15 protein-coding genes are annotated in these 21,370 nt (G+C 68.3%); 10 read left to right on the top strand and 5 right to left on the bottom strand.

Features of this window, described 5'->3' with window-relative positions; all coding sequences use genetic code 11:
- Positions 1-112: 112 nt before the first annotated feature.
- The 3 genes from NJD74_RS00185 to NJD74_RS00195 are packed head-to-tail and all read left to right on the top strand — an operon-like array spanning position 113 to position 3,322.
- Positions 113-814, top strand: coding sequence for a response regulator transcription factor (locus tag NJD74_RS00185; protein ID WP_019183779.1), 702 nt, complete (start codon positions 113-115; stop codon positions 812-814).
- Positions 804-2,186 carry a sensor histidine kinase gene (locus NJD74_RS00190; protein WP_319623613.1) on the top strand — a complete coding sequence of 461 codons (1,383 nt, stop codon included), beginning with the start codon at positions 804-806 and terminating at the stop codon, positions 2,184-2,186. The genes NJD74_RS00185 and NJD74_RS00190 overlap by 11 nt, the downstream gene beginning before the upstream one ends.
- Positions 2,183-3,322: an ABC transporter substrate-binding protein gene (locus NJD74_RS00195; protein ID WP_319623445.1), complete on the top strand. Its 1,140-nt coding sequence runs from the start codon at positions 2,183-2,185 to the stop codon at positions 3,320-3,322. The genes NJD74_RS00190 and NJD74_RS00195 overlap by 4 nt, the downstream gene beginning before the upstream one ends.
- On the opposite strand, the gene NJD74_RS00200 is transcribed toward NJD74_RS00195, so the two are convergent.
- Complete coding sequence (locus NJD74_RS00200; RefSeq protein WP_319623446.1) at positions 3,250-4,551, bottom strand: citrate:proton symporter; 1,302 nt, start codon at positions 4,549-4,551, stop codon at positions 3,250-3,252. The two genes, NJD74_RS00195 and NJD74_RS00200, sit on opposite strands and share 73 nt — an antisense overlap.
- A gap of 111 nt (positions 4,552-4,662) precedes the next feature.
- Between NJD74_RS00200 and NJD74_RS00205 the strand changes: the two genes are divergently transcribed.
- The gene (locus NJD74_RS00205; protein ID WP_070425885.1) at positions 4,663-5,313 is read left to right on the top strand and encodes a response regulator transcription factor; all 651 of its coding nucleotides are present in this window, start codon (positions 4,663-4,665) and stop codon (positions 5,311-5,313) included.
- Here NJD74_RS00205 and NJD74_RS00210 read toward each other — a convergent pair.
- Both NJD74_RS00210 and NJD74_RS00215 read right to left on the bottom strand, forming a co-directional pair.
- Positions 5,310-7,973 (bottom strand): PAS-domain containing protein, encoded by a 2,664-nt coding sequence (locus tag NJD74_RS00210; RefSeq protein ID WP_319623447.1) that lies wholly within the window; start codon positions 7,971-7,973, stop codon positions 5,310-5,312. The two genes, NJD74_RS00205 and NJD74_RS00210, sit on opposite strands and share 4 nt — an antisense overlap.
- 56 nt (positions 7,974-8,029) lie before the next feature.
- Positions 8,030-9,196, bottom strand: coding sequence for a porin (locus NJD74_RS00215; RefSeq protein ID WP_102788218.1), 1,167 nt, complete (start codon positions 9,194-9,196; stop codon positions 8,030-8,032).
- A gap of 264 nt (positions 9,197-9,460) precedes the next feature.
- On the opposite strand from NJD74_RS00215, the gene NJD74_RS00220 reads away from it, so the two are divergent.
- Together NJD74_RS00220 and NJD74_RS00225 are read left to right on the top strand one after the other, a co-directional pair.
- Positions 9,461-10,810, top strand: coding sequence for a dicarboxylate/amino acid:cation symporter (locus NJD74_RS00220; RefSeq protein ID WP_070425883.1), 1,350 nt, complete (start codon positions 9,461-9,463; stop codon positions 10,808-10,810).
- A gap of 199 nt (positions 10,811-11,009) precedes the next feature.
- Positions 11,010-13,304: an NADP-dependent malic enzyme gene (locus tag NJD74_RS00225; protein WP_019183787.1), complete on the top strand. Its 2,295-nt coding sequence runs from the start codon at positions 11,010-11,012 to the stop codon at positions 13,302-13,304.
- A gap of 425 nt (positions 13,305-13,729) precedes the next feature.
- On the opposite strand, the gene NJD74_RS00230 is transcribed toward NJD74_RS00225, so the two are convergent.
- A complete protein-coding gene (locus tag NJD74_RS00230; RefSeq protein ID WP_139146378.1) occupies positions 13,730-14,428 on the bottom strand; it encodes a basic secretory protein-like protein in 699 nt (232 codons plus the stop codon).
- Positions 14,425-17,781 carry a GH92 family glycosyl hydrolase gene (locus tag NJD74_RS00235; protein WP_319623448.1) on the bottom strand — a complete coding sequence of 1,119 codons (3,357 nt, stop codon included), beginning with the start codon at positions 17,779-17,781 and terminating at the stop codon, positions 14,425-14,427. The genes NJD74_RS00230 and NJD74_RS00235 overlap by 4 nt, the downstream gene beginning before the upstream one ends.
- Before the next feature lie 386 nt (positions 17,782-18,167).
- On the opposite strand from NJD74_RS00235, the gene NJD74_RS00240 reads away from it, so the two are divergent.
- From NJD74_RS00240 to NJD74_RS00255, 4 genes are all read left to right on the top strand, one after another.
- A complete protein-coding gene (locus NJD74_RS00240) occupies positions 18,168-18,365 on the top strand; it encodes a zinc-finger domain-containing protein (RefSeq protein ID WP_019183790.1) in 198 nt (65 codons plus the stop codon).
- A gap of 15 nt (positions 18,366-18,380) precedes the next feature.
- Positions 18,381-19,493, top strand: coding sequence for a glycosyltransferase (locus NJD74_RS00245; protein ID WP_319623449.1), 1,113 nt, complete (start codon positions 18,381-18,383; stop codon positions 19,491-19,493).
- On the top strand, positions 19,474-20,796 hold the full coding sequence (locus tag NJD74_RS00250) for an O-antigen ligase family protein (protein ID WP_070473613.1): 1,323 nt from the start codon (positions 19,474-19,476) through the stop codon (positions 20,794-20,796). The genes NJD74_RS00245 and NJD74_RS00250 overlap by 20 nt, the downstream gene beginning before the upstream one ends.
- Positions 20,797-20,903: 107 nt before the next feature.
- The gene (locus NJD74_RS00255; RefSeq protein WP_070473612.1) at positions 20,904-21,359 is read left to right on the top strand and encodes a transposase; all 456 of its coding nucleotides are present in this window, start codon (positions 20,904-20,906) and stop codon (positions 21,357-21,359) included.
- Positions 21,360-21,370: the final 11 nt, after the last annotated feature.

Genomic DNA, 21,370 nt, shown 5'->3' on the forward strand with positions numbered 1-21,370 from the left:
AGCCTAGTGCCGGGATGCTGTCATCCACCTGTCAGTCATTGCTGCAGCGCAGCGAAGCGCACGGAGGCGGCCGCACGCGCTAGCATTCCCGCACCTTTCCCGATCCCGACCGATGCGCATCCTGCTGGTGGAAGACAACCCGGACCTGGCCGACGCGATCGTCCGCCGCATGCGCCGCAGTGGGCATGCCGTGGACTGGCAGAGCGACGGGCTGGCCGCGGCGAGCGTGCTGCGTTACCAGAGCTTCGATCTGGTCGTGCTCGATATCGGCCTGCCCAAGCTGGACGGTCTGCGCGTGCTGGCCGGCATGCGCGAGCGCGGCGACAGCACGCCAGTGCTGATGCTCACCGCGCGTGACGGGATCGAAGATCGCGTGCAGGCGCTGGATGTCGGCGCGGATGATTACCTCGGCAAACCGTTCGATTTCCGCGAGTTCGAGGCGCGCTGCCGCGTGTTGCTGCGCCGCACCCGCGGGCAGGCCAGCGAGGTGGTGCAGATCGGTGGCTTCCAGTTCGACAACGCCGCGCACCGGGTCAGCCTGGACGGCCAGCCGATCGAGCTGCCCAACCGCGAGTACCGCCTGCTTGAGATCCTGATGGGGAGGCTGGGGCAGGTGGTGGGCAAGGACGAGATCGGCAACGGCCTGTTCGGCTTCGATGACGAGGCCGGCCCGAACGCGATCGAACTCTACGTCGGTCGCCTGCGGCGCAAGCTGGCCGATGCACCGCTGCGCATCGTCACCGTGCGCGGCAGCGGCTATCTGCTCGAAGCACACGACGCCACGCCCGATGGCAGCCGTCCCGATGGCGGGTGATGCCCGCGCGCCGAGCTCGATCCGGCGCACGCTGTGGCTCTATCTCGGCGGCTTGATGGCGCTGTTCGCCGTGGCGCTGTTCTTCGGTGCACGCGACTATGGCCAGCGCGCCGCCAATCGTTCCTACGATCACCTGCTGGTGTCCTCGGCACTGTCGATCATCGATTCGGTGGCGCTGGTGGAGGCGCAGTGGCAGGTCGATCTGCCCTACGCCGCGCTCGACCTGCTGGCGATGGCGCCGGAAGACCGCGTGTTCTATCGCGTCTCCGATGCACGCAACCAGACCGTGACCGGCTACGGCGATCTGCCGGCGCCGCCGCGCGCGCCGAGCGATCGCCCGCAGTTGTTCGACGCGTCCTACAGCGGTGAGACCGTGCGCTTCGTGGTGGTGTCGCGGCGGGTCTCCTCCCCGTCCGCGCAGGCGGAAGTCCGCGTGCAGGTCGGGCAGACCCGGCGCGCACGCGAGGCGCTGGCCCAGGACATGGTGACCCGCGCCCTGGTCGCGATCGTGGTGCTCTCGCTGTTGTCGCTGGCCCTGGTCGCGCTCGGCGTGCACCGGGCGCTGCGGCCGCTGGTGCGGGTCGAACGCGAGCTGTCCCGGCGCGAGCCCTCCGATCTGCGGCCACTGGATGCGGCCACGCCGCAGGAGATGGACCAGATGGTCGGTGCGCTGAACCGCTTCATGGGGCGGCTGTCGACCAGCAATGAAACCCTGCGCGCGTTCATGGCCGAGGCCGCGCACCAGATGCGTACGCCGCTGGCCGCGCTGCGCGCGCAGGCGCAGCTGGCACTGGATGATGATGATCCGGAGGACATGCGCCGCAGCCTGCAGGCGATCGAGCGCAACGCCACCCACATGAGCCGCCTGCTCAACCAGCTGCTCAGCGATGCCAGCGTGATCCATCGCGCGAACCTGCAGCGGTTCGCGCCGGTGGACCTGGCCGAGACCGTGCACCAGGCCCTGCATGAGGCGCTCCCGCAGGCATTGCCCGCACCCCGCGTGCAGTTGGCGGTGACCCGCGAGCCGGCCTGGGTCAACGGCGATGCACTGCTGCTGCGCGAAGCGATCAAGAACCTGATCGACAACGCGCTCAAGTACGGTGGGAACGGCGCGTTGCAGCTCGCGTTGACCACCGATGACACCCACTGCGTACTGACCATCGCCGATCACGGCCCGGGCATCGCGCCGGCCGATGCGGAGCGGGTCTTCGAGCGTTTCGCGCGTGGCGAAGGTGCGGCCGCCGGTGGCGCCGGGCTCGGACTGGCGATCGTCAAGCGCGTGGTTGACAGCCATGGCGGCCATATCGATCTGTCCAACCGGGTGGGCGGCGGCCTGATCGCCACGATCCGGCTGCCGAGGAGGCACGCATGAAGGTTCTGTCTGGTCTGTTGTTGATGCTGGTGGCTTTCACTGCAGCGGCCGACCCCGGCGACGTGCAGCGCTTTCCCGCGCAGGGCACGCCCACCGCGCAGCTGCGCATCCATGGCTCGACCGACATCGAGGTGTTCGCCACGGTGATCGCCGACTACCAGCGGCTGCATCCGGGGACGGAGGTGATCTACGAAGACATCATCACCCAGGATATCTACAGCCGTTACCTGCACGTGCCGGGGCCTGGTGCGGCACCGGATCTGCTCATCAGCAGCGGCATGGACCTGCAGACCAAGCTCGTCAACGATGGACACGCGCTGCCGCACCGCTCGGCGCAGACCGATGCTTTGCCCTCCTGGGCGCAGCGGCGGCACGAGGCGTTCGGGATCAGCTACGAGCCGGTGGTCATGGTCTACAACACCCGCCGCCTGGCGGCGAACCGGGTGCCGCGCACGCGCCGGCAACTGCTCGATCTGCTGCACGCTGCCGATGCACCGTTGAAAGCGCGGGTGGGCACCTACGATATCGAGCGCAGCAACGTGGGCTACCTCATGGCCACCCAGGACAGCCAGCGCGGCAGTATTGGTGGCGCGCTGCTGGGTGCACTGGGCGACAACGCGGTGCAGTTGGAGGAACGGACCGGCGTGCTGCTGGACCGGGTCAGCCGGGGCGAACTGGCGCTTGTCTACAACGTGCTGGGGTCGTATGCACGCGCACGGATCGAGGCCGGCGCGCCGTTGGCCATCGTCGAGCCGGAGGACTACACCCTGGTGGTGCTGCGTACGGCGGTCATACCGCGCAGCAGCCGGCACCCCGAGGAAGCGGGCCGATTCCTGGATTACCTGCTGTCTCCGCGCGGGCAGCAGGTCCTCTCACGGGAGGCACGCCTGACCTCGATCCTGCCCGCGGCCACTACTGGCGGCGGGCCATCCAGCAACCTTCGTCCGATCCAGCTCGGCCCCGGCCTGCTGGTGTATCTGGACGCACTCAAGCGTCGCCAGTTCCTGGAAGCCTGGCGCGCCAGCGTGCTGCCCGCAGGCAGTGACAGCACGCCGCGCGAAGATCAGAACACGCCCAGCAACCAGGCAGCCCCCAACAGAAGCAGAGAGAAGCCCCACATCCACCCCAGCGAGTAGCGGATGTGGCGCCCGATGTCCGCTCCGGCCAGCCCCAGCGCCAGCCATAGCGCCGGTGAGAACGGGCTGATGAAGGTCCCCACGATGTTCCCGATGGTCAGTGCATACACGCTGTGCGCGGGGTCCACGCCGAGCGGCGTAGTGATCTCCAGTACCACCGGCAGCAGTCCGAAATAGTAGGCATCGGTACTGAGCAGCAGTTCCATCGGCAAGCCGACCACGCCGAGCAGCACATGCAGCCATGGCAGCATGGGGTCGGGAAGCACATGGGCCAGGTCCGCCGCGATGGAGCGCAGCATCCCGCTGCCGTCCATCACCCCCAGGAACGAGCCCGCGGCCAGGATGATCGCACCCATCTTCAGTGCCGCCGGCGCATGCGCGGCGATCGCCTCCATCTGCTGCGCGGGGCCCCGGTAGTTGATCAGCAGGGCCAGCGCCAAGCCGATCATGAAGATGTAGGCCGAGGGCAACAGACTACCGACCAGCGCACCCAGGACCGCGACGAACAGCAGCGCGTTCAACCCCGCATGGCGCACGGGTACCGGCGCCGCTGCGCGGGGCAGCGGCGCAGCAGTCCCGGCAGGCGCCAGGTCGCCACCACTGGCGGCAAGGCGGGCCGCACGCCCGCGTTCGCGCAGCCCCAGCACGGCCGCCATCGCCAGCAGCAACACCGCACCGACCACCTGCACCGGCACCAGCGGCTGCCACAGCACGCCGACGTCGATGCCGGTCACGGCGGCAGCGCGCCCGAGCGGCCCCGCCCACGGAAGCATGTTGAAGATGCCTGCACCGGTCGCCAGCAGGAGCAGCATCAGGTACGGACTCATGTGCAGGCGCCGGTACAGCGGCAGCAGCGCCGGCACGGTGAGCAGGAAGGTCGTGGCACCGGCACCGTCCAGATGCGCCACCATCCCCAGCAGTGCGGTCATCATGGCGACCGCGACGACATTGCCCGCGGTCATCCGCACCAGCCCGTCAACCAGGGGGCGGAACAGCCCCGCATCCTGCAGCACCCCGAAGAAGGTGATCGCGAACATGAACATCGCAGCGATCGGGGCGACCCGCCTCAGGCCGTCATTGAAGTAGCCAGCGAGCGCATCCGTGCCGGTTCCGACAATCAGCGCAGCCACCAGCGGGACCAACACGAGGGCGATGATGGCCGTCGTTCGCCCGGTGATCAGCAGAGCCACCAGTGCAGCAATGGTCAATAGCCCGATGAGTGTCAGCATGCAGCCTCCAGTACAAGGAAATGTCGATCCGACCCTGTCACCGGTGAGCTGTCATCCAGCTGTCAGCGGCCGAATGCGACAGTGCGCCGGGTGGCATGCCACACTTCGTGCATGAGTGACATCACCGTCCTGGTCGCCGATGACCACCCGCTGCTCCGCGCTGCGGTCGTGCATTCCCTGCGTCAGGCGCTGCCGCAGGTCCACGTGATCGAAGTGGCCAGTGCCGCGACACTGGAAAGCGCGCTCGATCAGCACGCCGAAATCGAACTGGTCCTGCTCGACCTGACCATGCCCGGTGCACGCGGATTCTCCTCGCTGCTGCACGTACGCGGTGCGCATCCGGACATACCGGTGGTGATCGTGTCCTCCAACGACCATCCGCGCGTGATCCGGCGGGCGCAGCAGTTCGGCGCGGCAGGATTCATTCCCAAATCAGCGCCGGCCGAAACGCTCGGCCAGGCGGTGGCGGCGGTGCTCGATGGCGGCGTGTGGTTCCCGGCGATGGCGGCAGAGCGGTCCGAATCCGATGCGCTGCTGGCCACGCGGCTGGCGCAACTGACCCCGCAGCAGTTCCGGGTGCTGTTGTGCCTGGCCGACGGCCTGCTCAACAAGCAGATCGCCTATGAACTGGGCTTGGCCGAAAACACGGTCAAGGTGCACGTGACCGCGATCCTGAAGAAGCTCGAGTGCCACAGCCGCACGCAGGCGGCGGTGCTGGTGAAGGCGCTGGAGCCGGAAGGGGACGCAGGCGCCGGCATCTAGCGCGTGGCATCACCGCGATGGCGCAGCAGCACCTGCGTCATCAGCGCGCGCAAGGCCGGCGGACGCACCGGCTTGGACAGGAATCCCCACCCGTTTTCGGCCGCCTGTGCGCGTAGTGCATCGTCGCGTTCGGCCGTGACCAGGATCACCGGGGGCCGCGCCTGCCATTGCACGCACAGCGCCTCGTAAAGATCGGGGCCATGGAACTCGCCCATGCGCACATCGAGCAGCAGCAGCTGCGGCACCGTGGCGGGCGCGGCCAGGGCCAGCGCGGCCTGCGGGCCATCGGCCAGTTCCACCGCACAGCCCCAGCGTTCCAACAGCGCGCGGGTGGCGGCGCAGACCCGCGGATCATCATCGATGCTCCAGACCCGGCAATGGCGTAGCGGGCTGTCATCGCCGGTGTCGACCACCGGGGCAGCCGCGGGCGCCGATGCGGGCACCACGTCTGCCGCCTCGCCCATGGGCAGGCTTACCGAAAACACACTGCCACGCCCCAGCGTCGAGCGCAGGCGGATCGGGTGGCCGAGCAGGCGGCCGATGCGCTCCACGATCGCCAGGCCCAGCCCGGCCCCGCGTTCCTGGTCCACGCCATCGTCCAGCCGCCGGAACTCTTCGAAGATCTCGCCCTGCAGGCTGTCGGGAATGCCCGGCCCCTGGTCATGCACTTCGATGCGCAGCTGGGCACCGTCGCGGCGGCACCCGATCAGTACCCGGCCCCGCGGGGTGTAGCGCAGCGCATTGGACAGGAAATTCTGCAGGATCCGGCGCAGCAACGCCTCGTCGCTGACCACCACCGCCCGCGTATCCACCCAGCGCAACTGCAGGCCGCGGCTTTCGGCAGCCAGGCCGAACTCGCGCGCCAGCGTTTCCAGCAGCGGCGACAGCGCGAAGGCGCGCACATGGGTCTGCAGCGCACCCGATTCCAGCCGCGAGATATCGAGCAGGCTGTTGAGGATGGCGTCCTGCGCCGCGAGCGCGGCATCCACGTGCTCGCTGAGTTCGCGCGCGTCGCCCTGCAGCTTGCCGCGCAGCACCGAAACGAACATCCGCGCAGCGTTCAGCGGCTGCAGCAGATCGTGCACGGCCGAGGCCACGAACCGCGACTTGTAGCGGTTGGCCCGTTCGGCTTCGCGGCGCGCTTCATCCAGATCCCGGGTGCGCTCGGCGACGCGGTGCTCCAGCGCATCGGCGAGCGAGCGCAGTTCGCGCGCGGTGTTCTTGTAGGCGGTGATGTCGGCGTAGCTGGTGACGAAGCCACCGTCGGGCAGCGGGTTGCCGCGGATCTCCAGCACCGTGCCGTCGTCTTTCTCGCTCTCGCGCATGTGCGGGCGCCCGCTGCGCAGATGGTTCAACCGGCGTTCGATGGCTTCATCGATCGGCCCGGGGCCAAGCAGACCACGGCGCGCGTTGTAGCGGAAGATCTCCTCGATCGGGCGTCCGACCCGGATCAGCCCGGTCGGAAAGCGGAACAGCTCCAGATAGCGCGCGTTCCACGCCACCAGCTTCTGCTCGTTGTCGATCACCACCACGCCCTGTGGCAGGTGGGCCAGGCTGCGGCTGAGACCGCTGTCGGCCTGCTGCGCGGCCTGCAGCACGCCGTCCTGGGCGGTGCGCAGCTCCTGTGCATGCTGCTTGAGCACGCTTTCCAGCTCGCGCCGGCTGCGCTGGCGGTGCGCGGCCAGGCGTCGGCGCTGCTGCACGAACAGGCCCAGGAAACACAGCGCCAACCAGATCCCGCCAGCGGCCAGCGCGGCGCTGCGGCCGACGGCCGTGCTGGCGCTGGCGTCATGCAGCAGGTGCAGTTTCCACTGCGGTTCGTTCAGGGCCAGCGTCTGCCACAGCACCGGCCGTGGCAGGGCGGGCTGCTCCACACGCACCATGCGCCCGCCATCGGCGAGCACCTCCGCGGTGCGGGCCTGCAGCGGCTGCAGCGAGCGGTCGGCGTACTGGCGGGTTGCCAGCATCTCGCTGCGCTCCTGCGGGCCGAGCGGGCGCAGCAGGCGGTAACGCCAGGCATCGCCGTTGGCCAGGAACACCACGTCATGCGCGTCGGTGGCCAGCACGATGTCCGGGCTCTGCAGCCATTCCTGTTCGAGTGCGCGCAGCTCGATCTTGATCGCCACCACGCCCAGCACGGTGCCGCGATCGTCGTAGATCGCCTGCGAGAGGAAGTAGCCCGGCACGGCCGTGGTCATGCCGATGCCGTAGAAATGCCCGCTGCCGCGCGCCATCGCCTGCTGGTAGTAGGGGCGGTAGCTGTAGTCCTCGCCGACATTGCTGGTCGGCTGGTCCCAGTTGCTGGCGGCCACGGCGATGCCGTGCCGGTCGATCAGGGTCAGGGTCGAGGCGCGGGTGACGCTGTTGGCCTGGGCCAGCTTGAGGTTCAGCCGCTGCCGCTCGGCGGCGGTGAGCGGATGGGACACCGCCTGGTGCAGGTCCGGGTCCAGCGCCAGCACCTGCGGCAGCGTGCCGAAGCGATCGATGCGCTGCTGCAGGGTCTGCGCATACAGGCCGAGCTGACGCCGCACCTGCAGGCTTTCGTCATCCAGCGCCCGCTGTTGCGCATAGCGCCCGGCCAGCAGCGCACACAGCGCCGTGCCGCCGAGCATCAGGACGATGAGCAGCCACCAGGGGCGATAGCGGGAGACGCGGTACATGGCGCCAGTCTAGGCAGGGCAGGGCGGACGCGCGTCAACGCGTCCGCCGGGCGGGCTCAGAAATGCATCTGCGCGCGCAGTTCGAAGATCTCCGGCTGGCTGCGCACGCCGCGACGGCTGGCGTCGACCTTGACGTAGTTCGCCTGGAACTTGAAGTGCGAGGTCAGGTACCAGTTGGCGCCGAAGGTCCAATCGTGCTGGCGGCCGCCGAACACGTCGGCATCGTCCAGATCGATGCGGCTGTAGCGGGTGACCAGCTCGACCGCGCCGTAGCCGTGGGCCGGCTTGACGTTGGCCACCGCGCCGGCGCTGTACGGGCGCGATTCGCCGGTCAGGATCCAGCTCGCCATCGCGTACTGGCCGCTGCCGGTGTAATCCGGCTTGCCGTCACGGCTGACCGTGGTCTGCAGCGCTTCGCCCTGCAGCGAGAACGGGCCGCGGATCCAGATGCCTTCCAGCCCGGTGCGCACGATCTTGTCGGCGGTGGTCAGGGCACCGGAGTCGACCAGGCGGATGTCGGTCAGGCCGGCTTCCGGACGCGCACGCAGGCGCGCGCTGGCGGCGTGCGAGACGTCACGGCCATCGCGGTAACCGCGCGGGTTTTCCTGCGAATACGCCAGGCCCAGGTGGACCACGTCGCCTGCGGCCTTGACCGGGGTCCACACGCCGCGCACGGCCTGGGTGGTGCCGGGGTTGTCGCCCTGCAGGTCCTTGCCGCCGTAGGCGCCAGCCTGCAGCAGGTACTGCGGGCGCTCCAGCACCCATTCGGCACCGGTGCGGCGGCCTTCGTAGAACGCCTGCACGGGCAGGGCGGTTTCCAGGAAGCTGCCGGCGCGCGAGGAGGTGCCGGCATCCAGGCCGACCGGGGTCTTCATGTAGCCGAAGCGGAAGCGGCCGATGTCGCTGCCGAAGAAGGCCTTGCTCTCGAAGCGGACGAATACGTCCAGCCAGGTGTCGGCCTGGAAGTCGTAATAGACCATGGCGTCGTACACGCCCTTCTTCTTCAGGGTCGCGCCGAATTCCTTGCGGCGCACGGCGTCGGCGTCTTCGATGCCGCTGCCGCCGGAGAAGTCGTTGAGGTCATAGGCGATGTTGGCAGTCGCTGCCAGCTCGGTACCGTCACTGAAAGTGGTCTTGGTCGGCCAGTTGTCCCAGTCGGCCGCGGTGGCGGCGAGCGGGGCGGTGGTCAGGGCCAGGGCGATGAACAGGGGCGTAGGGCGCATGGGCGGTAGCTGCTTGAATAAGGGTGGGGCAGAACAACAACGGCCGCGGACGGCAAATCTGTGGGTCTGTCCCCCTTGATCCGCTGCCGGGCCACCCGCCGCCGTGGGGGCGCGGTGCCGGGGCAGTGTAGGCAGTCCGGCCAGCTGAACCGGGGGGCTAGTACCAATAGGTTATCTGCGTTGGCGAGATGCGGGCGTAAAAAGGCCACGCCAGATGCCGCCCAACGCGGCCGGCATCCTTCGTGACACTGCCGGAGCTTTCCCATGCACGTTCCCACCACCGCCCCGCTGGCGGCCAAGCCGCTGCCGTTCTACCGCCAACTGTATTTCCAGGTGGTGGTGGCGATCGTCCTCGGTGCCATCCTCGGCCATTACGAGCCGGCCTTCGCCGAATCGCTCAAGCCGCTGGGCGACGCCTTCATCAAGCTGGTGAAGATGATCATCGCCCCGGTGATCTTCCTGACCATCGTCACCGGCATCGCCGGCATGACCCACCTGCGCACCGTGGGCCGGGTGTTCGCCAAATCGATGGCCTACTTCCTGTTCTTCTCCACGCTGGCCCTGGTGGTCGGCATGGTGGTGGCGCACGTGGTGCAGCCGGGCGCGGGGATGAACATCAACCCGGCCGACCTGGACCAGACCGCGGTCAACGGCTATGTGCAGAAATCCCATGAGCTGACCCTGGTCGGCTTCGCGATGGACATCATCCCGGCCACCCTGGTCAGTGCCTTCGTCGAGGGCAACATCCTGCAGGTGCTGTTCGTGGCGGTGCTGTTCGGCATCGCGCTGGCCCTGACCGGCGAGAAGGGCCGCCCGGTGCTGACCTTCCTGGAGGCGCTGACCGCACCCGTGTTCCGCCTGGTCCACATCCTGATGAAGGCCGCCCCGATCGGCGCGTTCGGCGCGATCGCCTTCACCATCGGCAAGTACGGGGTCGGCTCGCTGGTCAACCTGGCCTGGCTGGTCGGCTCGTTCTACCTGACCGCCTTCCTGTTCGTGGCGGTGATCCTGGGCGTGGTCTGCCGCCTGTGCGGGTTCTCGGTGTTCAAGCTGGCCCGTTACCTCAAGGCCGAGCTGCTGCTGGTGCTGGGCACCTCGTCCTCGGAATCGGCGCTGCCCTCGCTGATGGAGAAGATGGAAAAGGCGGGCTGCAGCAAGTCCGTGGTGGGCCTGGTGGTCCCGACCGGCTACTCGTTCAACCTGGACGGCACCAACATCTACATGACCCTGGCGGCGCTGTTCATCGCCCAGGCCACCAATACCGAGCTGACCCTGGGCCACCAGATCGCCCTGCTGCTGGTGGCGATGCTCAGCTCCAAGGGCGCCGCCGGCGTGACCGGTGCCGGCTTCATTACCCTGGCCGCCACCCTGGCGGTGGTGCCGGAAGTGCCGGTGGCCGGCATGGCGCTGATCCTGGGCGTGGACCGCTTCATGAGCGAATGCCGCTCGCTGACCAACTTCATCGGCAATGCCGTGGCCACGGTGGTGGTCTCGCGCTGGGAAAACGCGCTGGACCGTGACCGCCTGGCGATGGTGCTCGATGGCCGTGAAGCCGAGCTGCCGCCGCTGGTGGTCGATGACCTGCCGGCGACGCTCCCGGCCCCGGCGCATTGAGCCCGATGAGCTGATTGTGTGGTGCATGGTCGTGCCGTTCCTGCCGGGGCGGCACGGCCATGTTTTGTTTTGAAGGCCCGGTGCGCGGTGCTGGATTATGTGCGGTTGCAGCATGACCGCGACAGCGTAGCGACAGGTCCGTCCACGCCAACGGGGGTATGATCCCTTGTTCCTCTCGCCCATTCATCTGCAGAAAGCGATGTCCAACGAAGATTTCAAACAGGCAGCCCTCGACTATCACCGGCTCTCGCCGCCCGGCAAGATCAAGGTCACCGCGACCAAGCCGATGTTGACCCAGCGCGATCTGTCGTTGGCGTACTCCCCGGGCGTGGCACACGCCTGCGAGGCGATCATGGCCGACCCGCAGCAGGCCAGCGAGCTCACCGCGCGTGGCAATCTGGTCGCCGTGATCTCCAATGGCACCGCCGTGCTGGGCCTGGGCAACATCGGCCCGCTGGCCGGCAAGCCGGTCATGGAAGGCAAGGGCGTGCTGTTCCAGAAGTTCGCCGGCATCGATGTGTTCGACATCGAGATCGATGAAAACGACCCGGACAAGCTGGTCGACATCATCGCCTCGCTGGAACCGACCTTCGGTGGCATCAACCTGGAAGACATCAAGGCACCGGAGTGCTTCATCGTCGAGCGCAAGCTGCGCGAGCGCATGAACATTCCGGTGTTCCATGACGATCAGCACGGCACCGCGATCATCGTCGGTGCGGCCGTGCTCAACGCCATGCTGGTCACCGGCAAGAAGATCGAAGAGGTGAAGCTGGCCACCACCGGCATGGGTGCGGCGGGCATCTCCTGCGTCAACATGCTGGTCTCGCTGGGCCTGAAGAAAGAGAACATCCTCGCCTTCGACCGCGACGGCGTGATCCACACCGGCCGCAGCGATCTGGACCCGGAGAAGGCGCGTTACGCGCGTGATACCGACAAGCGCACGCTGGCCGAGATCGTCGACGGCGCGGACATCTTCCTGGGCCTGTCGGCCCCGGGCATCCTCACCGCGGACATGGTCAAGACCATGGCCAAGGACCCGGTGATCTTCGCGCTGGCCAACCCGACCCCGGAAATCATGCCGGAAGTGGCCCGTTCGGTGCGTCCGGACGCGCTGATCGGCACCGGCCGTTCGGACTACCCGAACCAGATCAACAACGTGCTGTGCTTCCCGTACCTGTTCCGTGGTGCGCTGGACGTCGGCGCGACCGCGATCAACGAGGAAATGAAGATCGCCTGCGTGCACGCGATCGCCGCGATGGCACGCCGCGAGGCCAGCGACCTGGGCTCGGCCTATGGCGATGAGACCCCGAGCTTCGGCCGTGACTACCTGATTCCGCGTCCGTTCGACCGTCGCCTGCTGGTGGAGCTGTCGGCCGCCGTGGCCCAGGCCGCGATGGATTCGGGCGTGGCCACGCGTCCGGTCGCCGACATGGGCGCCTACCGCGAGAAGCTGGCCCAGTTCGTTTACCGCACCAGCCTGATGATGAAGCCGGTCTACGACCGTGCACGTTCGGACAAGCAGCGCGTGGTGTACGCCGAAGGCGAAGAAGAAGTGGTGCTGCGCGCGGTGCAGAACGTGGTCGATGAAGGCCTGGCGCAGCCGATCCTGATCGGCCGCCCGGACGTGATCGAATCGCGTATCGAGCGCCTGGGCCTGCGCATGAAGGCCGGTGTCGACTTCGACATCACCAACATCAACGACGACCCGCGCTTCAACGATTACTGGCAGTACTACCACAACCTCACCGGCCGCCGCGGTGTGACCGTGGCCGCGGCCAAGAACCTGATGCGCTCGCGCCCGACCCTGATCGCGGCGGTGATGGTGGCGCGTGGCGAAGCCGACGCGATGCTGACCGGCGTGGTCGGCCGCTTCCACAAGAAGCTGGGCTACGTGCGCAGCGTGCTGCCGCTGGAAGCCAAGGTGACCTCCACCTCGGCGATGACCGGCGTGATCAACCAGCAGGGCGTGTTCTTCTTCGTGGATACCCACGTGCAGGAAGACCCGACCGCCGAGCAGATCACCGAAGCCACGCTGCAGGCGGCGTACCGAATGAAGCTGTTCGGCATCGAGCCGAAGGTGGCGTTGCTGTCGCACTCCAACTTCGGCAGCCACGATTCCAGGGACGCGCTGAAGATGCGTGCGGTCCGCGAGATGCTGCTCAAGCGCAACCCGCGTCTGAATGTTGATGGCGAAATGCAGGGCGACACTGCATGGGATGAAGCCCTGCGCCAGAAGCTGCTGCCCAACAGCACGCTGAAGGGCCGCGCCAACCTGTTCGTGCTGCCCAACCTGGAAGCGGCCAACATCGCCTACAACCTGGTACGCGTGTTCACCGACGGCGTGGCGATCGGCCCGATCCTGATGGGCGTGGCCAAGCCGGTGCACATCCTGACCACCAGCGCGACCTCGCGCCGCGTGCTCAACATGACCGCGATCGCGGCCGTGGATGCGCAGATCCGCAAGCAGCTGGAGGCCGAAAAGAACGGCGCGTAACCTGCCGGTCTTTTTGATCTCAGTTGCCAGAACGCGCCCTTCGGGGCGCGTTCTCGTTTCAGGCAGCGAAACCGGTGGCTCTGCCACACGCGCGCCGCACAGACGTCACCGCCCTGCAACCTCCCAGGCGCCCAATAGCACCACGCGGCCCGGCCGTGGTGGCGCTCCGGTGGGGGCGCCGCCACCCTGGGCCCGACCATATCCTCCACGGTCAGCCACGGGAACGGTGTCATGCGCGATCCACGCACGAAGCGGTATTTCCAGCAGTTGTTCGCGCTGTACGCCGGGTTGGTGGGCGCGCGCTGACCCACGAAAGCGTACCGACCAACGGTCGGTACCTACCAACACCCCGTGGGCACCGATGGCACCGGTAGTGCCGGCCGCTGGCCGGCGCCTCGCAGACGCCGATCGGGCACCCGGAGCAATCAGCGTGCCCGCACGTACTGTTCCCACAACGCCGGCAACGCCACGCCACTGAGCGTTTCCCACAACGCCGGCGTGTAGCGCCCCTCGCGCAGGGCGCCATCGAGCGCCTTCACCAGCCCGGGATGCTGCGCCTCGCTCCAGGCGAGAAACGCACCGGTCACCCGGTAGCCGGTATCGAAGTTCTGCTCCGGCTTGACCTGCGTGGGCAACGCCCAGCCGGCCCCGGCATTGTCCTTGCCGTAGCGGTCGCGGGCGTAATCGGCGATGCCTTCCACCAGCCAGCCCGGCACGCGCGCATTGGCGTACTCCGGGTAGCCCTGCACGATATGCATGGCTTCATGGGTGACCAGATCGATGTCGCCCGGGTGCTTGGCCAGCCAGGCCGGATTGATCGTGATCGTCGCCGCCTGCGCCTTCTCGCCGACAAAGGCGATGCCGTCGTAAGCCGGGTCGATCACGATGCCGACCTGCGTCGGTGCGGCTGGATGGAAATCGGCGCGCTCGCGCAGATACGCGCCGAAGAAGGTCTCGATGATGCGCTCCCGGACCGGCGCGGCCAGCGCATCGCTGGCGTCGCGGTAGTGCAGGGTCACGTCCTCGCGGGTCTGCGTGGTCTCGAATGCGTGCGCATCGGCGAGCCCGGCGCTGACGAGCAGGGCGGTCAGCAGGCAGCGGGTGATCGGTAGGGCAGTGCTCATCGCGCCGCCGCCGGTGCGAGCAGTTCGACTTCCGCCAGCTGCAGGCGACCCGGTGCACCGATGCGCAGCCGGTACTCGGCGTAGCGGCCCGGCTGGGCGATGCGGAACGGTCGGGTCTGCATGGCCCAGGCGAAGGCTTCGCCCCGGCGCTGGTCGACCTGCACCCAGCGGCCCCCGGTGGTGCGTGCCTCCAGCGTCCATTCGCCGCCGCGGATCGGGCCATTGCCGCTGGTCAGGGTGTACATCGAGGGTGTACCCGCGGCGACGTTGCTGAAGGTGATCGTGCTGGAGCCGCCCAGCGGCAGCGCCGTGGCCGCGTCGTCATCGATAAGCGCCGTGGCCGCCCGGCCGTCGTCGAGCTGGGCGGTGGCGCCGCTGCCAAGCAGGTCGTGCAGCAGGGCCGGCTGCTGGCCGCGCGCGGTGAGCGAGCGCGGTGCATCATCCGGGCCGGTGCCCCAGCGCGAAGGTTCCGGGCCCATGACGAAGTCCAGCGTGGCGCCCTTGGCCAGCAGCTCGTGCGGCAGCCAGGTCCTGGTCCACGGCGTGCCGTTGACCTTCAACGACTGCACGTAGATGTTGGTGTCCGAGTTCTCCGGCGCGTTGACGGTCAGCACCGCGCCGCCCTGCAGCTCGACACGGGCGTGGCGGAACAGCGGCGAACCGATCACGTACTCCGGCGCGCCCATGCGCAGCGGATAGATGCCCAGCGACGCGAACAGGTACCACGCCGAGGTCTCGCCGTTGTCCTCATCGCCCGGGTAGCCCTGGCCGATCTCACTGCCCAGGTACAGGCGCGACAGGATCTCGCGCACATGCTGCTGGGTCTTCCACGGCTGCCCGGCATACAGGTACATCCACGGGATGTGGTGCGCCGGCTGGTTGCTGTGCGCGTACATGCCCATGCGCACATCGCGCGCCTCGGTCATTTCATGGATGGTGCCGCCGTAGGAACCGGAAAACGCGGCATCGGCGGTTTCCGGGGTGGCGAAGAACGTGTCCAGCTTGGCCGCCAGCTGCTCGCGGCCACCGTACAGCGCGGCCAGCCCTTCGCCGTCGTGCGCGGCGGTGAAGGCGAAGGTCCAGCCGTTGGATTCGGTGTAGTCATGGCCCCACACGCGCGGGTCGTAGTCCTTGGCATCCAGCCGCCAGCTGCCATCCGGTTTGCGCCCCTGGAAGAAGCCCGCGGCCGGATCGAACAGCGTGGCGTAGGTGCCAGCGCGGTGACGGAAATAACCGGCTTCAGTGGCATAGCGTTCGCGGGCGGCCGGGGTATCGGCCTGTTTGGCCAGCGCCTCTGCCATGTTGGCCACGCCGAAATCGTTGAGCGCGCCTTCCATCGTCCACGACATGCCTTCATGCACATCGGCGGTGGCGTAGCCGCGGAAGGTGGAACGGTCCATGCCCTTGCGCCCGACATGGCGGTCCGGCGGAACCACGGTCGCATTCTTCAGCGCGGCGGCATAGGCCTCCTGCGCGTCGAAACCGCCGATCCCCTTCAGCCACGCATCGGCGAAGGCCACGTCCGAACTGGTGCCCACCATCAGGTCGGCATAGCCGGGCGAGGACCAGCGGGCGACCCAGCCGCCGGCGCGGTACTGCTCCAGGAAGCCCTGCACCAGCGCACCGGCATCGTCCTTGGTGAACAGCGCATAGGCCGGCCAGGTGGTGCGGAAGGTGTCCCAGAAGCCGTTGTTGACGTAGACCTTGCCATCTCGCACCGGTGCGAAGCTGCGCGTGGCGCTGCCGTCGGTGTTCTCATCCGAGGCGCTGGCCTGGCTGGCATAGCGCCAGTCCGGTGCCGCCGCAGTACCGGCGTTCTCGTGCCCGGAATTGGGATAGAGGTAAAGGCGGTACAGATTGGAATACAGCGTGGTCTTCTGGTCGTCGGTGGCGTCGCCCACGTCGAAACGGGCCAGGCGCTGGTCCCAGGCATCCTGCGCGCGTGCCGCCACGCGGTCGACATCGTCAGCGGCCGACAGCTCCAGCGCGAGGTTGTGGCGCGCCTGCTCGACCGAGATCAGCGAGGTGGCGATGCGCATCGAGACGCGGCGGTCGGCACCGGCATCGAACTTGATGTAGCCGGTCGGGCGGCCGGTCTCCACGGTGCCGCTGCTGCGCCACGGCCGGTCGAAGCTGGCCACCACATACATGCGGGTGGCGCCGGTGGACAGGCCGCTGCGGGTGTCGGTGTAGCCGGAGAGCGTCTGGGTCGCCGCATCCAGGGTCAGCCCGCCGCGGGCATCGACATTGTCGAACAGCAGGTTGGCATCGCCCCCTTCCGGGAATACGAAGCGGAACACCGCGGCGTGGTCGGTTGGCGCGATCGATGCGGCGATGCCGTTGTCGAAGCGCACGTCATAGCGGTACGGACGGGCCTGTTCGTTCTCGCGCGAGAAGGTGAGCGCGCGCTTGCTGCGATCGGCGTCGGGCACCCCGCGCGTGGCCGACGGCATCACCTGGAAGGTCTGGCGGTCGCCCATCCACGGGCTGGGCTGGTGGCTCAGTGCCAGCGCCTGCAGGCGCGGCCGGTTGGCCGCGTCGTTCTGTTCGTTCCAGCGGTACAGCCAGGTCAGCGAGCCGGCATCGGTCACCGGCGTCCAGAAGTTGAAGCCATGCGGCACGGCGGTCGCCGGGAAATTGTTGCCGCGCGAGAAGGTGCCGTTGGCCTGCGTGCCGCGGGTGGTCAGCACCCAGTCCGAGGGACGCTGCGGCGTGCTGCGCGGCTGCGCCTGCAGGCGGACGTCGTCGATCCAACCGGCGACCGGGGCGCCGTCGGCGCTGGCGACCTCCAGCTCCAGTGCGACCACGCGCCGCCCGCGCAGGGCCGGGGTGTCGCCCAGGCGCACGGCTTTGCGCGCCCACTGCTGCGGGTACAGCGTCTTCGAATCGCCCTGCGCACGCGCGCCCAGCGCCACGCCATGGTGATCGCGCGCGGCACTGGCCGAAACGCGCGTGCCGTCGTCCAGGACCAGGTCAAGCGAGACGTAGGTCGAGGCCACGGTGTCCTTGCCGACGATCTCGGGCAGCACCAGCCAGGACAGGGTGGTGTCGGCGTCGATGGTCAGATCGGTTTTGAAGAGCTGGCGGCGCGCCTGGCCGCCGGTGCTGGCGTAATGCAGCGCATGCAGGCCGCTGTAACCGACGCCGGGCTTGGCCGCGTAGGGCGCGGCGGGGCCATTGCCGATCCGGACCTGCAGGGCGCCGTCGCCCGCCGCCGCGGTCGGGGCTGGCTGGCCCGGCTCGAAGGAGGTCTGCAGGCCCTGCGCGGCTGCCGGCAACGCGATGGATGCGCAGGCCAGGGCCAGGGCGAGGGGAAGGGCGCGGCGGGCGGGGCGCAGGTCGGACAGGGTCATGCAAGGGTCTCCCGGGAAGGGCAGGCGGCAGGCAGGACCCGCATCGATGGCCACGGCGGACGGCGTCGCCCCAGCCATCGGCAGACGGCAGGTAAAGAGGCGATGCATGTCCGGTGGGGGCGGGCAGGCGATCGGGTCGATGATCGGTACCGGTCGATCCTGCATCACCGCAACTGGCCCTGACAAGTGCAATTAGTTCGATCTAAATCCGGCAAATCCGTTTCGTATCGAATTGTTGACAAGCAATTTGGATCGATTTAAAAGGACCGATGATGCGTCGCCGGGCCCCCGCGGCGGCGCCAGGCACCCGCAGGGCCCCTGCGGCCTGACGCGGCCACCAGATGCTAGAATCCACGGTCTCGCAACCCCCTTTGTGTGTCCACGCCATGAGCCATACCGCCACTGCGCCCGCCAACGCCGAGAAGCGTTACACCGTGCACCGCAGCGACCTGCCGCTGAGCTGCCCGACGCCGGAAATGGCGCTGTGGAACTCGCACCCGCGCGTGTACCTGCCGATCGAAGACGAGCCCAACTGCGAGGCCGCGTGCCCGTACTGCGGCGCCGTGTTCGTGCTCGCCGACTGATCCGCGGACCACACTGTGCGCCGACTGACCGTGGTGCAGCTGCTGCCGGCGCTGCACTCCGGCGGGGTCGAACGCTCCACGCTTGAGATCGCCTCCGCCCTGGTTGCCGCCGGCCACCGGGCCATCGTCGTGTCCGCCGGTGGGCGCCTGGTCGAGCCGCTGCTGGCCAGTGGCGCCGAACACCTGACCCTGGCTATCGGCCGCAAATCGCTGCTGACGCTGCGTCACGTGCTGACCCTGCGCAATCTCTTCAATGAGGTGGGCGCGGACATCGTGCACGCGCGCTCGCGGCTGCCGGCATGGCTGGGCCTGTACGCGGTGCGCAATCTGCCGGCGGCGACCCGTCCACATTGGGTCACCACCGTGCACGGCCTCAATTCCCCGGGCCGCTACAGCGCGGTGATGACCAGCGGCGAGCGCGTGATCTGCGTGTCCAACAGCGTGCGCGAGTTCGTGCAGACGCATTACCCCAGGGTCCCGGCCGAGCGGCTGCAGGTGATCCCCCGCGGTGTCGATGTCGCGCAGTTCCCGCGCGTGGGCCGCCAGGACAGGCGCGCGCGCCTGGCGGTGGCCGGGCAGCATCCGGCGCTGGCCGGCGATGCGCCGCTGCTGTTGCTGCCGGGCCGCGGCACCCGCCTGAAAGGGCATCGCCACGCCCTGACCCTGCTGGCCGGGCTGCATGCTGCCGGCGTGCCGGCCAGACTGTGGATGCCGGGCACGCGCGAGCCGGGTCGCGAATCCTATGTCGCCGAACTGGACGCCCAGGCACGCAGCCTGGGTGTGTTCGATGCGGTGCTGATGACCGCGCCGACCTCGCGCATCGCGCAGGCCTATGCGGCCAGCGATCTGGTGCTGCAGCTCTCGGACAAGGCCGAAGCGTTCGGCCGCACCGTGGTCGAAGCGCTGTCGGTGGGTCGCCCCGTGCTGGGCTGGAACCACGGCGGCGTGGGTGAGTTGTTGACTCAGCTGCAACCCTCCGGCGCGGTACCCTTGGGCGACGCCGATGCGCTGTTGGCGCGCGCGCAGCAGCTGTTGCTGCAGCCGCCGGCCTTGCCGTCGCGGATCCCGTTTACCTTGCAGGCGATGCAGCGTGACACGCTCCAGCTCTATGCCTCCCTCGTCGGCTGAGACGACCCTCGTGCCCGGGTCGCCGGCGTCCCGCGCTGGCCGCTGGGCGCCGTGGTGGGTCATCGCGTTCGTTGCGCTGTGGCCGTTGCCGGGCATCGCCGAAGGCGTGCTGGTGCTCGGCGCGCTGTATGCGGCAGTGCGCATGGTGCAGCTGCGGCTGCAGGGCAATCAGCGCCTGCTCAGCAGCCCGGCGTGGGCACTGACCAGCATTCTGTTCCTGGGCTATTGGCTGCCACAGGCAGTGTCTGCCTTCGATGCGATCGACCCCGGCACCGCGTGGCGCAAAACCGCCGCCGGCCTGCGCTACCTGCCCTTCATGTGGCTGGTGGCGATAGCCGTGGCCACCCCGCAGCGGCGCGCGCTGACCCTGGGCGGCCTGGCCGCGATCACCGGCTTGTGGACCGCCGATGCATTGGCCCAGGCCCTCATCGGCAGCAGTCCGTTGTTCTGGTCGATGGACCAGCTCAAGTGGGCCGTCAGTGGTCACGGCCTGTGCTCGCCTGAAGAGATGGCGCTGGTGGACCGGCTCAGCGGGGTGCTCGGCCCCTGCAATCTCAAGTTCGGCCAGGTGCTGGCCAGCCTCTCGCCGTTCCTGCTGTTTGCTGCCTCCCGCCGCGCCGGCATCCTCGGCTGGTCGCTGGTAGCGGCCGCGGTGGGGGTGGTGCTGGTGCTGGCCGGTTCGCGCGCGGCCTGGCTGACCTATGCGCTGGTGCTGGTGTTCTCCGGCTGGCGCCTGATCGGCGTGCGCGGGCTGCTGGCCTGCGTCGCCTTCGGTGCGGTGGCAGCGGTCGTCCTGACCGTGACCGTGCCCCAGGTCGGTGACCGCGTTGCGCGTACCGCCATGGCCTGGGAGGGTGAGAGCGATGGCGTCAATCAAGCCCTGTCCGGCCGCGCACAGATCTGGGCGGCAGCTGCCTGCATGATCGAAGCGCACCCCATCAACGGCGTCGGCGCACGTGGCTTCCGCGACGCCTACCCGGCCTGCAACCCGGACCCTGCCGCCCAGGAAGTCTGGGGCGCGGGTCCGGCACTGCATGCGCACCAGATCGTGCTCGAGATCCTGTCTGAAACCGGCATCCTCGGCCTGCTGCTGTGGCTGGCGGCGGTCGCACAGGCGTGGCGCGCGTGGCGCTTCGCGCCGGCCCAGGCCCGTGAGCGCGCACGCCCGGCGATGCTGGCGCTGGCGGTGACCGTGTTCCCGCTCAACACGCATCTGGCGTTCTATTCCACCTTCTGGGGTGGCCTCACGCTGTTGTTGGCCGCGCTGTATGCCGGCAGTCTGTTGGCACGCGACGACGGGTAGAGCCACGCCATGCGTGGCTGCTTGTGGCCCGGGTATGGGGACATGCCGACGCACATGCGCGCCATCCACCGATGGGCTCCATGCCCCGGCCAACGCACTCTCGTGCGATGGCCAGCCAACGCCTTCAACGCGGCCGATACTCGCATCCAGGGTATTGCTACGCGCTCACCACCACCACGCACGACAGGCGCAAGTGGTTCGAGGATCCCCTCAACGCAGAGGTAATCATCGACACGCTGCGCTACATGGATCGTTGCGGGGTCAGCTGCACGTTATCTTGGGTGGTAATGCCGGACCATGTGCATTGGTTGATCCAACTGCGGCAAGACACCTTGGCTCGTTGCGTGCTGCTGTTCAAATCACGCAGCAGCCGATTGTTGAATGAGCGTCTGCAGCGAAAGGGAAAGCTCTGGCAGCACGGGTACTTCGACCACGCCGTGAGAAATGAGGCATCCTTGCGCCGGCAGGCGCTGTACATCCTCGCCAACCCGATACGTGCGGGATTGGCCAGTGCGTTGGGGGAGTACCCGCACGCCTGGTCGCGGTGGCCCATGGAAGCGTAGAGCCACCCAAT

It is taken from the genome of Stenotrophomonas sp. RG-453, assembly GCF_033843685.1.
Classification (GTDB): Bacteria; Pseudomonadota; Gammaproteobacteria; order Xanthomonadales; family Xanthomonadaceae; genus Stenotrophomonas; species Stenotrophomonas bentonitica_A.

Excerpts from the sequence above, each read along its gene's own strand:
- NJD74_RS00250 (WP_070473613.1), top strand. The coding sequence starts at position 19,474 with ATGCCTCCCTCGTCGGCTGAGACGACCCTCGTGCCCGGGTCGCCGGCG.
- NJD74_RS00215 (WP_102788218.1), bottom strand. The coding sequence starts at position 9,196 with ATGCGCCCTACGCCCCTGTTCATCGCCCTGGCCCTGACCACCGCCCCG.
- NJD74_RS00195 (WP_319623445.1), top strand. The coding sequence starts at position 2,183 with ATGAAGGTTCTGTCTGGTCTGTTGTTGATGCTGGTGGCTTTCACTGCA.
- NJD74_RS00210 (WP_319623447.1), bottom strand. The coding sequence starts at position 7,973 with ATGTACCGCGTCTCCCGCTATCGCCCCTGGTGGCTGCTCATCGTCCTG.
- NJD74_RS00225 (WP_019183787.1), top strand. The coding sequence starts at position 11,010 with ATGTCCAACGAAGATTTCAAACAGGCAGCCCTCGACTATCACCGGCTC.
- NJD74_RS00235 (WP_319623448.1), bottom strand. The coding sequence starts at position 17,781 with ATGACCCTGTCCGACCTGCGCCCCGCCCGCCGCGCCCTTCCCCTCGCC.
- NJD74_RS00240 (WP_019183790.1), top strand. The coding sequence starts at position 18,168 with ATGAGCCATACCGCCACTGCGCCCGCCAACGCCGAGAAGCGTTACACC.
- NJD74_RS00200 (WP_319623446.1), bottom strand. The coding sequence starts at position 4,551 with ATGCTGACACTCATCGGGCTATTGACCATTGCTGCACTGGTGGCTCTG.
- NJD74_RS00230 (WP_139146378.1), bottom strand. The coding sequence starts at position 14,428 with ATGAGCACTGCCCTACCGATCACCCGCTGCCTGCTGACCGCCCTGCTC.
- NJD74_RS00190 (WP_319623613.1), top strand. The coding sequence starts at position 804 with ATGGCGGGTGATGCCCGCGCGCCGAGCTCGATCCGGCGCACGCTGTGG.
- NJD74_RS00185 (WP_019183779.1), top strand. The coding sequence starts at position 113 with ATGCGCATCCTGCTGGTGGAAGACAACCCGGACCTGGCCGACGCGATC.
- NJD74_RS00255 (WP_070473612.1), top strand. The coding sequence starts at position 20,904 with ATGGCCAGCCAACGCCTTCAACGCGGCCGATACTCGCATCCAGGGTAT.
- NJD74_RS00205 (WP_070425885.1), top strand. The coding sequence starts at position 4,663 with ATGAGTGACATCACCGTCCTGGTCGCCGATGACCACCCGCTGCTCCGC.
- NJD74_RS00220 (WP_070425883.1), top strand. The coding sequence starts at position 9,461 with ATGCACGTTCCCACCACCGCCCCGCTGGCGGCCAAGCCGCTGCCGTTC.